This is a genomic window from Microbacterium sp. AG238 (assembly GCF_003610405.1).
In the GTDB taxonomy this organism is placed as follows: Bacteria; Actinomycetota; Actinomycetes; order Actinomycetales; family Microbacteriaceae; genus Microbacterium.
The window spans coordinates 517,446-530,735 of record NZ_RAQC01000001.1 but is presented as its reverse complement, the minus strand read 5'-3'; the positions used below and the strand labels follow the sequence as shown (position 1 = coordinate 530,735).

Genomic DNA, 13,290 nt, shown 5'->3' with positions numbered 1-13,290 from the left:
TCAGGTCTCCTTCAGTTCCAAGTGCGCCGGCGGCCGGTAGAGGACCGCGCGGATGATGATGCTGAAGACCATCAGGTCGTACAGCACCCAGACGATGTTGATGAGGGGCGCGATGCCCTCGGCTTGACCGACGGCGTACCGGATGCCGACGGCGACGAGCGACAGGACGAGCGCGGCCATGGCGATCAGCTGGGGCTTCACGAGGTCCCACCGCGGGCTGTCCTCGGTGGCGCGGGTCTTCGGTGTGACGGCGAAGCCGAGGGCTCGGCCGCGGTAGACATTCGCGAACGCGGTCGTCACGGAGCGGATCCAGACGGGGAAGAGCGCGAGAGAGTACTGCGCTCCGCGCCACGTGGGGCGTCCGTTGGCGACGACGAGGAAGAGCAGCTGATTGAGGAGGAAGAAGGGGATGAACCGTGCGAAGAAGTCGACGCTCCATGCCTGCACCGGCATGACCCCGAACGTCAGATAGAGCACCGGCGCGGCGATGTAGACGATGCCGGCGAAGCCGGCCAGGTAGCTCCACATCGTGCCGAAGTACATGATGCGCTGGCCCCAGCTGAGGCTGCGTTGCACGAGGGGGTTCTCGCGGAACATCACCTGCATGGTGCCCTGTGCCCACCGGAGGCGCTGCGTCAGCATCGTGGGAAGGTCTTCGGGAGCAAGGCCCTCGGCGAGCACCTCGTCGTGGTACACCGACTTCCAACCGAGCCCGTGCAGCCGCATGGACGTCGCCATGTCCTCGGTCACCGAGATGGTCGCGAGGGGCATGATGGCCTGCGCCTCCTCGTCGCGTGCGACGTCGAACGCCGAGACGAGCATGCTGATCGACTCGAGCGCGGCGAGCGGTGACAGACTGCGATCGCCCAGAGCGTCGAGGGTGACCTCGTCGATGACGGCGAGGGCCTCCGTGTCGGCGGTGAGCTCCGCGAGCGCACGCAGCTCTGCGCGGACGTCGGACACATCCTGGTCGCTCAACTCACGGCGGACGCGGTCGATCCGGCTCTGGAACGCATAGGTCACGTCGGCGAGCGCGTCACCGCGCGCGATCTCGGCCTTCACCTGATCGAGAGCGTCTTCGACGGTGTCGAGGGCGGCGGCGATGCGGGGGTCGGAACCGTGGTCGCGGCGTGCACGAGTCAGCACCCGGCGCGACGACCGCACGCCGCGATTGACGGCCAGCGTCACTTCATCGACGTAGCGCGAGACGCCGAGCTGCATGAGGGCTTCGCGGCGCAGGATCGCGTTGGACCCGCAGAAGAACGCCGCGTTCCAGCCGTCTTTGGACTGCTGGATCGGGCCATAGAACAGTGGGGCCTGGCTGCCGAGCGGGTCGCTGGGCGGTACGTTCACGAACCACTGCGGCGTCTGGACGAGGGCGACCTTGTCGTCCATGAACCAGCCGAGTGTCCGATCGAGGATTCTCGGCGAAGGCACTTGGTCGGCGTCGAGGATCAGCAGGAACTCGCCCTCCGTCACCATGAGGGCGTTGTTGATGTTCCCGGCCTTCGCGTGGCGTGGCCGGTCACGCCACGCCTGCGACCTGGTGACGACGCCGATGCCCTCCGCCTCGGCGAGACGGCGGAGCTCGGGTCGATCGCCGTCGTCGAGGATCCACGTCTCATGCGGGTAGCTGATGGCCTGGGCGGCACGGGCCGTGCGCATGACGAGGTCGAGCGGTTCGTTGTAGGTCGTGACGAGGACGTCGACGGTGACCTCGCGCGTCAAGGGCGGCGCGTCGTGGCGTTCGCGCAGACGCCAGGCGCCGATAGCGAAGATGAGCGAGTCGATGAGGCTGTATGTCTCCGCGAGCACGAGCGGCACGGCTATCCACCACGCCTCCCAGTTCACCGAGGCGAGCCAGCGCCACACGACGTAGTTCAGGCCGGAGATCGCTGCGAGGAGAACCACGAGGCGGATCAGCGCGAGGCGCCGGGCCGACCTCTTCGAGCGGCGCGCCACATCGCGCCGCGTACCCTCGCGGCCAAGTGTCGTTTCGACGACCATTGATCTCCCTCGGTCGCAGCCCACGCTCTCAGGGGTCGTTCGCCAGACGAAACGGGTTGCGCCCGGGTGGCCGGTCACACCATGATTCGCCTCAGCAGTGGGTCATCACATGCTCAGGATCACCCTCGACGGTGAGGTCACGATCCCGGAGGACGACGGACGCGGGGGTGGAGGGGTCAGCGCATATCTCGGCCCAGGTCCGCGGCAGATTGTCGGTGTACTCGATGTCCACGACAGCCGTTCCGTAGACGTCGCGATACTCGTCGCACTCTCGATACGCTGCGCACTCCTCGACGACCGCGAAGTCGAAACCCGCCTCCTCGTGCAGCCGGGGTGCGAACTCCGCCGCGTTCTTCTGCCCGGCTGCGAGTCCCACGGCGTGGGCCGCATCGACGTAAGCAGCGGCGAGAGCGAGGTTCCCCTCGATGTCGAGGGCATCACCTGATCGCGTGAAGGAGTCGAGATTGTCGAACTCGACGGCATCGAAGCCCGACTCCGCGCATCCGCGGATCCACGTGGCCACCAGATCGAGGATCCGATCCCGCTTGTCTGCCGTGGACGGGTCGAGCAGCACCTCGTCGGGCCACTCCGGGTCGACGACGGGGGCTCCGGCGACCGTGAGGAGCAGGTCGCTCTCCCACAGGTCGAGCTCGCCGGGTTGCGTCTGGAACCCGTTCACGTAGCAGATCGAGTAGGCGCCGGCGGCGGGCTCGGATGCGCGGTCGCGGCCGACGATCCGAACGTCATCGGCAGTCGGGTAGGCGCCGCCGAGCTGATAGTCGGGGAGCCCGTCTGTCGGTGGCAGCGCGACGTCGCCCAGCAGGGGCGGACTCGCCGTGTCGTCGGTTCGCGTCTGCATCGGGGCGGTCGTGGCGCACCCCGCAAGCAGGGCGACAGCCAGCACCGCCGCGGCGGTAGCGGCGGTCGCGGAGAGTCGTCGCGCGGAGAGCATGCTACGCGGACGGGTCCGGCGCGTCGGGCGCGTCCGGTTCGTCGGTGACGCCAGGCGTGCGATCCAGCCGGGTCCGGGGGACGAACCGGGGGACCCACCGGATGAAGCCGAAAGCTCCGACGAGACCGAAGCCGCCCATGACGGCGGCGGCGACGGGGAGCGACGCGACGGCGGTGATGCCGGAGACCAGCAGCGGTGCGATCGCGCCGCCCGCATCGGTCAGCGTCCGCCACGACCCGAGGAACGGGGCGGGATTCGTCGTCGGTGCGACATCCGCTCCCAGGGTGAGGAGGATGCCGCTCGAGAGGCCGTTGCCGACGCCGAGCACCGCCGCGAACAGCGCGAACCACAGCTCCGGCTGCGCGCTGGCGGATGTCAGCGCGAGTGCGATCAGGCCGGCGCTCATCAGCAGCATCGCGGGGAGCGCTGCCCAGAGACGCCCGAAGCGGTCCATGACCTGCCCGCTGGCGTAGAAGAGGGCGAAGTCGATCGCGCCCGAGACCCCGACCACGAGTGCGATCGTCGACCCGTCGAGCCCGATCGCGACGCCCCAGAGGGGCAGCAGAACCTGGCGGGTGGAGCGCAGCGCCGATAGTGACGCGGCGGCGACGCCGAGGCGGGCGAGCACATCGCGATTTCGCCAGGCGGTGCGGACGACGCCCGTGCCGGGCACTCGCCGGGTGCGCACCGGCGCGGTCGTCAGTGCCTCACCCTCGGCGGTCCGAGCGACGGCGGGCACGGCGCCCAGGCGCTTCTCGGGTTCGGGACCGAACGCGACGAGCGCGATCATCGCGACGAGGCAGATCCCGAAGAACCAGATCGTGGCGTGCTCATCACCGAACAACCACAGCAGCGCGGCGGCGATGAAGGGACCGACGAACATGCCGAGGCGGAAGCTGCCGCCGAGCAGCGACAGCGCCCGGGCGCGGAAGGTGACGGGCACGCGGGTCGTCATGAAGGCGTGGCGCGCCACGCCGAATGCGGCCGCGCAGATGCCGATGAGGAAGACGGATGCCGCGAACACCCCGAGCACCGGCGCGAACGCCATCGCCGCGACGCCGACGAGGGCGAGAAGACCCGCGATGATCATGGTCGCCCGCTCGCCGATGCGCGCAACCGCCCACCCCGCAGGGAGATTGCCGCACAGTTGGCCGACGACCAGAGCTGCGGCCACCAGCGCCGAGGTGGCGACATCCGCGCCGAGCTGCGCGGCGATCACGGGGATCAGGGGGATGACCGCGCCCTCGCCGAGCCCGAACAGCGTCGTCGGCCCGTAGATCATCGGGGCGAGACGCCAGAGAACGCGGCGGATCGGTTCGTTCTCGTCGCTGGCTCCCATTGCTTCCACGATACTCTGGAGTGCCATGCTCGAATTCGATATCTCCGCCGACATCCAGGCCCTGCGCTCCACGTTCGCCGACATCCAGGCGGTGGTCGACGTCGAGGCGCTCCGGGCCGAGATCGCCCGCCTCTCCGAGGAGGCCGGCGCGCCCGATCTCTGGGACGACGTCGAGAAGGCGCAGAAGGTCACCAGCGCGCTCAGCCACCGCCAGGCCGAGCTCAAGCGCGTCACCGAGGTCGAGCGCCGCCTCGACGATCTCGATGTGCTGGTGGAGCTCGCGATCGAGATGGACGACGAGGAATCTGCCGATGAAGCTCGCAAGGAGCTGAAGCAGCTCGAAGAGGTCATCGGTCAGCTCGAGGTCCAGACGCTCCTCGACGGCGAATACGACGACCGCGCCGCCGTCGTGACCATCCGCTCGGGCGCCGGCGGTGACGACGCCACCGACTTCGCCGACATGCTCCTGCGCATGTACCTGCGCTGGGCCGAGCGCCACAAGTACCCCGTGAAGGTCATGGACACCTCCTACGCCGAAGGCGCGGGCATCAAGTCGGCCACCTTCGAGGTCGACGCGCCCTATGCGTACGGCACTCTGTCGGTCGAGGCCGGAACGCACCGTCTGGCCCGGATCAGTCCCTTCGGTTCCGCCGACAAGCGTCAGACGAGCTTCGCCGCGGTCGAGGTCATCCCCGTGATGGAGGAGGCCGTCGAGGTCGACGTGCCCGAGAACGACATCCGTGTCGACGTCTTCCGTTCGTCGGGACCGGGTGGCCAGTCGGTCAACACCACTGACTCGGCCGTCCGGATCACGCACATCCCCACCGGCATCGTCGTCTCGATGCAGAACGAGAAGTCGCAGATCCAGAACCGCGCCGCGGCCATGCGGGTTCTGCAGACCCGCCTCATGCTGCTTCAGCGCGAGGAGGAGGCGGCGAAGAAGAAGGAGCTGGCGGGCACCATCACCGCGAGCTGGGGCGACCAGATGCGCTCATACTTCCTCTACGGACAGCAGCTCGTGAAAGACCTCCGCACGGGCCACGAGGTCGGGAACCCCTCGACCGTGTTCGACGGCGACCTCGACGGATTCATCGCCGCCGGCATCCGCTGGCGCAAGCGCAAGGACGACGACGCCTGATCGAGTGCTGAGGCGCGGATGCCGCGGCGCGCGGGTGTCGCGGCTCGGTTGTGCGGGGGAGCGGCTTAGGCTCATCGAGTCATGATCCGGTTCGAACACGTCAGCAAGCGGTATCGCGGCACCTCGAAGCCCGCGCTCAGCGACGTCGACTTCGAGATCCAGCGCGGCGAGTTCGTCTTCCTCGTCGGCGCATCCGGGTCCGGCAAGTCGTCGTGTCTGCGGATGATCCTGCGCGAGGACGTCGCGTCCGAGGGGCGCGTGGTCGTGCTCGGCCGTGATCTGCGCGGTCTCTCGACGCGCAAGGTCCCCTACTTCCGTCGCCACATCGGTGCTGTGTTCCAGGACTTCCGGCTGCTGCCCAACAAGACCGTCTTCCAGAACGTCGCCTTTACCCTTCAGGTGATCGGCTCGTCGCGAGCATTCATCTCACAGGCGGTCCCGGAGGCGCTCGCTCTCGTCGGCCTCGCGGGCAAGGAGAAGCGGCTGCCGCACGAGCTCTCCGGTGGTGAGCAGCAGCGGGTCGCCATCGCACGCGCGATCGTCAACCGTCCGCAGGTGCTGCTGGCCGACGAGCCGACGGGAAACCTCGACCCCGCGACATCCGTCGACATCATGCAGCTGCTCGCGCGCATCAACGCCAACGGCACAACGGTCGTCATGGCCACGCACGAGGCCGGCTTCGTCGACCAGATGCAGCGACGAGTCATCGAGCTGAGCGGCGGCGTCATGGTGCGCGATGAGGTCGGTGGCGGCTACGGCGACACCTCCGCGTTGCCCAGCCTCGCTCCCGAGCCGGTGCGCGGTGCCGCGGCGGTCGCCGCCCTCACGGCTGTGCTCGAACTGCAGCGCGAGATCGCCGAGACCCCTCCGGCGGCCCACGTCCCCGTTCCGGACGCGCCCGAGGCTCCCGTCGAACCTCCGCCGCCCGTGGGCGAGACGCGGGCCATCCCGATCGTCGCCCCTGACATCGACCTCGCCGGCCTCGGCCTCCCCGATGTCGCGAAGAAGCTCGGACTCGGCGATCGCGACGATCGCACCGACGAAGTGGGGCCCACGTCATGAGAGTCGGTCTGATCCTCGGTGAGGCCCTGACAGGCCTGCGTCGCAACGCGTCGATGGTGATCTCCGTCGTGCTCGTCACCTTCGTCTCGCTCACGTTCGTGGGTGCGGCGATGCTCATGCAGATGCAGATCAGCAAGACGAAGGACTATTGGGCCGAGCGTGCTCAGGTCGCCGTCTACATGTGCCGTGAGGACGCCGCGGTGCAGAACTGCGCCGACGGAGCTGCGACCGACGAACAGATCGCCGCCGTCGCCGAGCGACTCGAGTCTCCCGCGCTGCAGAGCGTCGTCCGCGAGGTGCGCTTCGAGACGAGTCAGGAGGCGTACGACAACGTCCTGTCACTCATGGGGCAGGACTACGCCGAGTTCGTCAGCCCGGAGCAGCTCAACAACACCTACTGGGTCAACCTCGCCGATCCGTCGCAGAGCGATGTGATCAGCGAGGCGTTCAAGGACTTCGACGGGGTCGAGGAGGTCGCGAACCAGCTGCAATACCTCGACCCGCTGTTCTCCGCGCTCACCGTCGCCACGTACATCGCGGTCGGGATCGCCGGACTGATGCTGATCGCCGCGGTGCTTCTGATCGCGACCACGATTCGCCTCTCCGCTTATGCGCGCCGGCGAGAGCTCGGCATCATGCGCCTCGTGGGCGCGTCCAATCGGTTCATCCAGACCCCGTTCATCCTCGAGGGTGTGTTCGCCGCGTTGATCGGGTCGGCGCTCGCGAGCGTCGCGATCATCGCGATGGTGCAGGTCGGCGTCGGCGACTATCTGTCGTCGCAGATCGACTTCGTCACGAGCTGGGTCAACCTCGGAGACGTCGCGGTGGTGGTGCCGGCGGTGATCGTGATCGGTGTGGCTCTGGCAGCCGTCTCTGCGGGGTTCGCCATCCGCCGATGGCTGCGCACCTGACCAACGCCGGGCTTTCCCGTCGAGCATGCCGCGGGTGTGCCCCTAGACTGTAGGGCTGCGCCAGTGCATCAGGAAGGAGGCGCGTCATGCCGAAGGAACAGGGCGAGAAGCTCGTGGCGAGCAACAAGCGCGCCCGACACGACTACGCCATCGAGAAGACGTATGAGGCCGGTCTCGTGCTGACCGGCACCGAGGTGAAGTCGCTGCGCCAGGGGCGTGCCAATCTCACCGACGGCTACGCCTACATCGATAACGGCCAGGCGTACCTCGATGCGGTTCACATTCCCGAGTACTCCCAGGGGCACTGGACGAATCACGCCACCAAGCGCACGCGCAAACTGCTGCTGCACAAAGAGGAGATCATCAAGCTGTCGCACGCGGTCAGTGCCGGCGGCTACACCCTCGTGCCTCTGCGGCTGTACTTCTCGGACGGTCGGGCGAAGGTCGAGATCGCGGTCGCGAAGGGTAAGCGCGAGTTCGAGAAGCGTCAGACCATCCGCGAGCGCGAGGACAAGCGCGAGGCTGAACGCGCGATGCGCACCCGCAACCGTCTCGGCGAGTAGCGGCGGGCGGATTCGCCGGGCGAATCCTGTGATGCGCTCCGCGTCAGCGCGCGCGGAAGCGGGCCTCCACCGCGGCTGTCACGACGATCTCGCTGGGACGGAGTTCCACTCCTCCGGATGATGCGTCGGCCGACATCGTGGCCGCGCGCGCGAACATCGGCGCCGCGGGCGGCGCGTCGCCACCGCTGAGCAGTCCGACATCTGCGATCTCGACGGGCTCGACCGTCGCGTGGCCGAGCGCCGTCGCGTACGCGGTCGCGCGGGCAACGGCGACGCCGACCGCTGAGGTCGCGACCTCGCCCTCGATGCTCGATAGCGTCGCGGGGGAGAGCTGCCATTCGACGTTCGACACGCGCATGCCGTCGTCGTCCGCGAGGAGCGACACCCATTCGTCCAGTGCGCGGATGTCGTCGAAGGCGGCGACCAGCTCTATCGTCGCGTGGTGGACAGGCGCGAGCTGGTTCCCCTCGGCATTCCAGGGCCGGTCGGACCACGTCGCGACGGATCCGCTCGACCAGGTCGAGACGACTCCCGCTCGGGCGAGTTCCTCGAGTCGTGTGCGCAACGGCGCTATCGTGGCGGCCACCCGCGACGCCACGGCGCTCCTCTCGGCGCCGTCGGCGGTCGCGGCGGCGTGGACCACGGCGACCTCGGGCTGGACACGTCGTTCGGCCTCGCCGCGGACGGAGATGAGGATGTCTGCCATGGTCCGACTCTAGGCCGGGTGCGCGGGAATGGCGCCGAGTGGCGATCGGTTGTAGTCTGTAGTGCTCGGGTGCTGCGGCATCCGGGTTGGTAACTCCACAGTGTGACAGCGGCCCTTCGTTCGAAGGCTCATGGGGATGATCGGTTTCGACATCGCCTGTGTGTCGGCGAGAAGCGGGCCGAGGATGCAGGGTTATCTCGTTAACGATCTCTGCAAACCAATAAGTGCCGAATCCAAGCGCACTGACTTCGCCCTCGCTGCATAAGCGAGCCCGATAGTCCGTCAGACCGTGTGTGATCCCGCCACGGACCCTGGCGTCATCTAGGGATCTTGCTGCGTGACGGCGTCCGGACGTCACGCGGGACTCTTCCCGGACTGGGCCTGTCGACTTATGTGTCTGTACTGAAAGTCGGGGCCGAGCAGAACGCCTCTACAGACTGCGCCCGGAGAAGACGCCGTATCTCAGCGATGGACGGGGGTTCGATTCCCCCCATCTCCACCACTGCCGCTGTCACGCTGCATAGCCCCCGATCCCCTGGAAGCAGTGGGATCGGGGGCTTTGGTCTCTCGGGTGGAGGTCGCCCCGTCCTGACCCGAATCAGGCGGGGCGCGCACCGCGTGCCCCCCAAATGCACCCGGTGCACGCGGGTCGGTTCGGAGCGATTCGAGGATCGGATTGCTGTTGGGGCCGCCGCGATCCGCGTCGCAGGTGGGTGGGCTCGCGAGCGTGGGGTCGCCCCGGCGCGCGCAGCGCGGCCCCCAAATGCGTGCCGCGCGCATCGGAAGCGACCCGCTACGGTCCCACCCGGGGCAGCCTCGTCGACAGGGGGCTTATGCGGGGCGCGCTCATCCTTTATCTTTGGCGCGTCGGCCATCCCAGCCCAGCGGCGGTTCTGCCTCGAACGTCCCCCAAGCGCCCGGCAGGGCCGCCGCGCTCAACGCCGATGCCCGTCAGCGTGCCGGTGCCGTGTGGTCCGCTCCATGGCCGTGATCACAGCAAGATGCGGCGCTCGGAGGAAGGTACGGCGAAGGCCCCCGCCCTCGAGTGAGGGGCAGGGGCCTTCGCCGGTTCGGGCGGTCAGGTCTTGTTGCGGATGGACCGCATCAGCCAGGCGATGACCGCGATGATGATGAGCGCGATGCCGACGAACAGCAGGAACTTCACCGCTTCGACGAAGATTCCGGTGAACAGCAACGCGATGCCGATGATGATGAGGATGATCGCAAGTGCAGGCATGTCCTCATTGTCGCGCGACGCGAGCTCAGACGCACGTGCTTGACCTCGCGTTCCGCAGACCCTATGGGCGCGCGTCTGCGGGCGACTGTTCCGTCCCCTGGTGGAATCGCAAGGCGAGGGCGTCGCCCGATGTCGCCCAGACCGACGAGTGGCGGCTGACGCGCGTGCCGGCGACGAGGCGATAGGTGACGAGCACCGTGTCGACGTCAAGCCGCTGGATGACCCATTCATCCGTGTGCGGAGTGTCGCGTGTGGCTTCCTCCATGAGCTCGACGAGGAGGTCAGACCGCGTCCACAGGCGACCCGACCGGCCGATTTCGGTGAAATCCGGGTGGATGAGCTCGCGAAGGCGTCGGGCGTCCTGTCGCACGGCACTCGTGAGCAGGTCGCGCTCGGCGTCGCGGATGCGCCCGGCCAGATCGTCAGCGACGCCGACGGCTTCGACGTCGTTCATCAACGTCGCTCGATGACGACGAGGCCCTGCTTCACGTCGGCTACCTGGGCATAGCCCTCGCCGAAGAAGTAGGTGACGCCGTAGCCGTCGCCGTCGATGTTGAGCGCGAAAGACGGGTCTTCGGTCAGGTAGACCCCGTCGTCGCCCTCTTCGCGGATCCACCCTTGCGATTCGAGGGTGCGCTGGGCCTCGGTGGTCTCGGCGGCGGTGAGCGGCGCCCAGCCGAACTGGAGGATGTTGCCGCCGGGTTCGGCCGCGTTCGTCCAGGTGCAGGACACGCCTGCATCGATCTCCGTCTCACCGATCATGAACGGCCCTTGCTCGTACTCCCAGCCCTGCGATTGCAGTTCGTCGAGGCTCGCTTCGCGGATGATGTTCTCGCACGTCGGGTCGGGCAGAGCCGGCTCCGAAGCGGTGGCCTCGGGCGTCGCTACGGGCGAGGAGGGGACGGCTTCGGGGGGAGCGGTCTCTTGGGGCTCGGGCGCGGAGCAGCCGCTCAACAGCATCAGAGCCACGGCCGAGCCGGTCGCAATGACGAGGGGTGCGCGCCGGCGGCGGGTCATTCGTCGCCCCCGTTGCGAGAGAGCAGTTCGAGGAAGGTGTCGTGCAGGATGCCGTTGGTCGCGAGCGACGAGCGCGTCGACACCGATGGGGCGCCGGCGATGTCGGTGAAGCGTCCGCCTGCCTCGGTCACGATCGGGACATGTGCGGCGATGTCGTACTCCTTCACCCCGAACTCGGCCACGAACTCCAACCGCCCCTCCGCGAGGAGCATGTACGGCCACGCGTCGCCGTAGCCACGATCGCGCCAGACGCGCCGCGAGAGGGCGAGGAGCTGTTCACCACGGCCGACCTCGTCCCACTGGTGGAGGCTCTGGAAGCTGATGCTCGAGTGCGCGAGATCATCGATCGATGACACCGATATGCGTCGGGGGGCGGTCTCGCCGGGAACGTTCGTCCAGGCGCCGCGGCCGGCGGCAGCCCACCACCGGCGCCCGATGGCCGGCTGACTCACGACACCCACCTCGGGCACGCCGTCGACGGCCAGAGCGATGAGCGTCGCCCACATGGGGATGCCCTTGAGGTAGTTCGCCGTGCCGTCGATGGGGTCGATGATCCACTGACGTCTGGCGTCGCCGGTGGCGCCGTATTCCTCGCCCAGCACGCCGTCGGCAGGCCGCTCCGCGCTCAACAGGTCGCGGATGGCGCGCTCGGTGGCGAGATCGGCCTCGGTGACGTGCGACGCGTCCGCCTTCAGTTGCACGTCGAGGTCGGCCGCGTCGAATCGGGCCATACTGACGGCGTCGGCCGCATCCGCAAGCCGGAGTGCGAATGCCAGGTCGTCGGCCAGGGCGTCTGCGGAAGCCGCTGTCGGATCCGGTGTGGTGGGGGTCACGGCTCAAGGATACGACGCGCCGGGGGCCCCGATTGGCGTCGTGACGTGAAGTGGGGTAACGTTTCTCCTCGGTTCGCTTCACTGCGAACAGCCTGCACCTCTAGCTCAATCGGCAGAGCAACTGACTCTTAATCAGTGGGTTCTGGGTTCGAGTCCCAGGGGGTGCACCAGCACGAAGGCCCCGCAACTCTCGCCAGTCGCGGGGCCTTCGTGTGTTATGCGAACGTGAGCCGACGCGAATGGTCGCATCGGCATCGGCAGAGGTGCCGTTTACGTCGGCTCGACCGCCGGGAGTGGTGGCGGTCTGGGGCTCGTAGGCTGAGTGCATGACCACGCCCGAGATCGTCATCGTCGCCGCTGCCCGCACGCCGCAAGGCCGCCTGCAGGGCGCGCTGTCGTCGATGCCGGCCCCCGAGCTCGGTGGCGCCGCCATTGCCGGTGCTCTCTCCGCATCGGGCGTCGAGGCCGCGTCGGTGGACGCCGTCATCATGGGGCAGGTCCTCCCGGCGGGCAATGGACAGAATCCCGCACGGCAGGCGGCGCTGTCCGGCGGCATCGGTTGGGACGTCCCCGCATCCAGCGTCAACAAAGTCTGTCTCTCCGGGCTCACGGCGATCATCGACGCGTCGCGCATGATCGCCCTCGGAGATGCTGAGGTGGTCGTCGCCGGAGGCATGGAATCTATGAGCCGGGCACCCCACCTTCTGCCCGGATCCCGCTCCGGTTGGTCGTACGGCTCGATCGAGGTGCTCGACCACGCTGCCTTCGACGGCCTCACCGATGCGTACGATCGCGAGAGCATGGGGGCGTCGACCGAGCGCCTCAACCCGCGTTTCGCCGTGTCACGAGGAGATCAGGATGCCGTGGCCGCACGCTCGCATCAGCGCGCCGCTGCGGCACGGGCCGAGGGCCGCTTCAGCGCAGAGATGGCGCCCGTGACGGTACCGCAGCGACGTGGGGAGCCGGTCATCGTCGATGCCGACGAAGGCATCCGTCCCGACACCACGCTCGAGACTCTCGCGGGCCTGCGTCCCGCTTTCGCGAAGGGCGGCTCGATTACCGCCGGCAATGCGTCGCAGATCTCCGACGGTGCCGCAGTGGTCATTCTGACCACCCGAGACCGGGCGGAGCGCGAGGGATGGACGGTGATGGCCGCGCTCGGCGCCAATGGTCAGGTCGCCGGGCCCGACAACTCACTGCACGAGCAGCCCGCCGCCGCGATCGAACGCGCACTGGCCAAGGACGGCATCGCGGTATCCGACGTGGATCTCATCGAGATCAACGAGGCCTTCGGCTCGGTCGTCGCCGCCTCGGAGCGTCGCCTCGGTGTCTCATCCGACATCGTCAACGTCGACGGAGGCGGGATCGCGCTCGGGCACCCCATCGGTGCGTCGGGCGCACGTCTCGTCGTGCACCTGGCGCACGAACTCGTGCGTCGCGGAGCGGGCACGGCCGTGGCGGGGCTCTGCGGTGGTGGTGGACAGGGCGAGGCGCTGATCCTCACGCGCTGATACCCGCGAGCCAG

General features: G+C 68.2%; 13 protein-coding genes, 1 tRNA gene and 1 other RNA gene. 7 read left to right on the top strand and 8 right to left on the bottom strand.

Features of this window, described 5'->3' with window-relative positions:
• The 3 genes from DEU36_RS02490 to DEU36_RS02480 form a co-directional block, all read right to left on the bottom strand.
• Positions 1 to 2,007 carry a glycosyltransferase family 2 protein gene (locus DEU36_RS02490; protein ID WP_120262778.1) on the bottom strand — a complete coding sequence of 669 codons (2,007 nt, stop codon included), beginning with the start codon at positions 2,005 to 2,007 and terminating at the stop codon, positions 1 to 3.
• A gap of 91 nt (positions 2,008 to 2,098) precedes the next feature.
• Positions 2,099 to 2,866, bottom strand: a complete 768-nt coding sequence (locus DEU36_RS02485; RefSeq protein WP_259455186.1) for an endo alpha-1,4 polygalactosaminidase — start codon at positions 2,864 to 2,866, stop codon at positions 2,099 to 2,101.
• Positions 2,867 to 2,960: 94 nt separating this feature from the next.
• Complete coding sequence (locus DEU36_RS02480) at positions 2,961 to 4,298, bottom strand: MFS transporter (RefSeq protein ID WP_120262776.1); 1,338 nt, start codon at positions 4,296 to 4,298, stop codon at positions 2,961 to 2,963.
• A 25-nt stretch (positions 4,299 to 4,323) separates the two neighbouring features.
• Between DEU36_RS02480 and prfB the strand changes: the two genes are divergently transcribed.
• From prfB to smpB, 4 genes are all read left to right on the top strand, one after another.
• Positions 4,324 to 5,436 carry a peptide chain release factor 2 gene (gene prfB / locus DEU36_RS02475; RefSeq protein WP_120262775.1) on the top strand — a complete coding sequence of 371 codons (1,113 nt, stop codon included), beginning with the start codon at positions 4,324 to 4,326 and terminating at the stop codon, positions 5,434 to 5,436.
• Positions 5,437 to 5,517: 81 nt separating this feature from the next.
• The gene (gene ftsE / locus DEU36_RS02470; protein ID WP_120262774.1) at positions 5,518 to 6,498 is read left to right on the top strand and encodes a cell division ATP-binding protein FtsE; all 981 of its coding nucleotides are present in this window, start codon (positions 5,518 to 5,520) and stop codon (positions 6,496 to 6,498) included.
• On the top strand, positions 6,495 to 7,409 hold the full coding sequence (ftsX, locus tag DEU36_RS02465) for a permease-like cell division protein FtsX (protein WP_120262773.1): 915 nt from the start codon (positions 6,495 to 6,497) through the stop codon (positions 7,407 to 7,409). Before ftsE ends, ftsX begins: the two co-directional genes overlap by 4 nt.
• Before the next feature lie 86 nt (positions 7,410 to 7,495).
• On the top strand, positions 7,496 to 7,972 hold the full coding sequence (gene smpB, locus DEU36_RS02460; RefSeq protein WP_112614374.1) for an SsrA-binding protein SmpB: 477 nt from the start codon (positions 7,496 to 7,498) through the stop codon (positions 7,970 to 7,972).
• A gap of 43 nt (positions 7,973 to 8,015) precedes the next feature.
• Here the strand turns inward: smpB and DEU36_RS02455 are convergent, their stop codons facing one another.
• Positions 8,016 to 8,678, bottom strand: coding sequence for an SIMPL domain-containing protein (locus DEU36_RS02455; protein ID WP_120262772.1), 663 nt, complete (start codon positions 8,676 to 8,678; stop codon positions 8,016 to 8,018).
• Positions 8,679 to 8,810: 132 nt separating this feature from the next.
• Here DEU36_RS02455 and ssrA point away from each other — a divergent pair.
• Positions 8,811 to 9,180: a transfer-messenger RNA gene (gene ssrA, locus DEU36_RS02450) on the top strand.
• Positions 9,181 to 9,756: 576 nt separating this feature from the next.
• Here the strand turns inward: ssrA and DEU36_RS16085 are convergent.
• From DEU36_RS16085 to DEU36_RS02435, 4 genes are all read right to left on the bottom strand, one after another.
• A complete protein-coding gene (locus tag DEU36_RS16085; RefSeq protein WP_176786791.1) occupies positions 9,757 to 9,915 on the bottom strand; it encodes a hypothetical protein in 159 nt (52 codons plus the stop codon).
• A 61-nt stretch (positions 9,916 to 9,976) separates the two neighbouring features.
• Positions 9,977 to 10,369 carry a DUF4440 domain-containing protein gene (locus DEU36_RS02445; protein WP_120262771.1) on the bottom strand — a complete coding sequence of 131 codons (393 nt, stop codon included), beginning with the start codon at positions 10,367 to 10,369 and terminating at the stop codon, positions 9,977 to 9,979.
• Positions 10,369 to 10,932: a hypothetical protein gene (locus DEU36_RS02440; protein WP_120262770.1), complete on the bottom strand. Its 564-nt coding sequence runs from the start codon at positions 10,930 to 10,932 to the stop codon at positions 10,369 to 10,371. The genes DEU36_RS02445 and DEU36_RS02440 overlap by 1 nt, the downstream gene beginning before the upstream one ends.
• Complete coding sequence (locus DEU36_RS02435; RefSeq protein WP_259455185.1) at positions 10,929 to 11,765, bottom strand: inositol monophosphatase family protein; 837 nt, start codon at positions 11,763 to 11,765, stop codon at positions 10,929 to 10,931. The genes DEU36_RS02440 and DEU36_RS02435 overlap by 4 nt, the downstream gene beginning before the upstream one ends.
• Positions 11,766 to 11,859: 94 nt before the next feature.
• On the opposite strand from DEU36_RS02435, the gene DEU36_RS02430 reads away from it, so the two are divergent.
• Together DEU36_RS02430 and DEU36_RS02425 are read left to right on the top strand one after the other, a co-directional pair.
• Positions 11,860 to 11,935: transfer RNA gene (locus DEU36_RS02430), tRNA-Lys, on the top strand.
• Between the two features lie 156 nt (positions 11,936 to 12,091).
• Positions 12,092 to 13,276 carry an acetyl-CoA C-acyltransferase gene (locus tag DEU36_RS02425; protein WP_120262768.1) on the top strand — a complete coding sequence of 395 codons (1,185 nt, stop codon included), beginning with the start codon at positions 12,092 to 12,094 and terminating at the stop codon, positions 13,274 to 13,276.
• Positions 13,277 to 13,290 lie beyond the last annotated feature (14 nt).

What these genes read in the sequence shown, in the direction of transcription:
- DEU36_RS02490 (WP_120262778.1), bottom strand. Translation starts at nt 2,007, where the DNA reads ATGGTCGTCGAAACGACACTTGGCCGCGAGGGTACGCGGCGCGATGTG.
- DEU36_RS02485 (WP_259455186.1), bottom strand. Translation starts at nt 2,866, where the DNA reads ATGCAGACGCGAACCGACGACACGGCGAGTCCGCCCCTGCTGGGCGAC.
- DEU36_RS02480 (WP_120262776.1), bottom strand. Translation starts at nt 4,298, where the DNA reads ATGGGAGCCAGCGACGAGAACGAACCGATCCGCCGCGTTCTCTGGCGT.
- prfB (WP_120262775.1), top strand. Translation starts at nt 4,324, where the DNA reads ATGCTCGAATTCGATATCTCCGCCGACATCCAGGCCCTGCGCTCCACG.
- ftsE (WP_120262774.1), top strand. Translation starts at nt 5,518, where the DNA reads ATGATCCGGTTCGAACACGTCAGCAAGCGGTATCGCGGCACCTCGAAG.
- ftsX (WP_120262773.1), top strand. Translation starts at nt 6,495, where the DNA reads ATGAGAGTCGGTCTGATCCTCGGTGAGGCCCTGACAGGCCTGCGTCGC.
- smpB (WP_112614374.1), top strand. Translation starts at nt 7,496, where the DNA reads ATGCCGAAGGAACAGGGCGAGAAGCTCGTGGCGAGCAACAAGCGCGCC.
- DEU36_RS02455 (WP_120262772.1), bottom strand. Translation starts at nt 8,678, where the DNA reads ATGGCAGACATCCTCATCTCCGTCCGCGGCGAGGCCGAACGACGTGTC.
- DEU36_RS16085 (WP_176786791.1), bottom strand. Translation starts at nt 9,915, where the DNA reads ATGCCTGCACTTGCGATCATCCTCATCATCATCGGCATCGCGTTGCTG.
- DEU36_RS02445 (WP_120262771.1), bottom strand. Translation starts at nt 10,369, where the DNA reads ATGAACGACGTCGAAGCCGTCGGCGTCGCTGACGATCTGGCCGGGCGC.
- DEU36_RS02440 (WP_120262770.1), bottom strand. Translation starts at nt 10,932, where the DNA reads ATGACCCGCCGCCGGCGCGCACCCCTCGTCATTGCGACCGGCTCGGCC.
- DEU36_RS02425 (WP_120262768.1), top strand. Translation starts at nt 12,092, where the DNA reads ATGACCACGCCCGAGATCGTCATCGTCGCCGCTGCCCGCACGCCGCAA.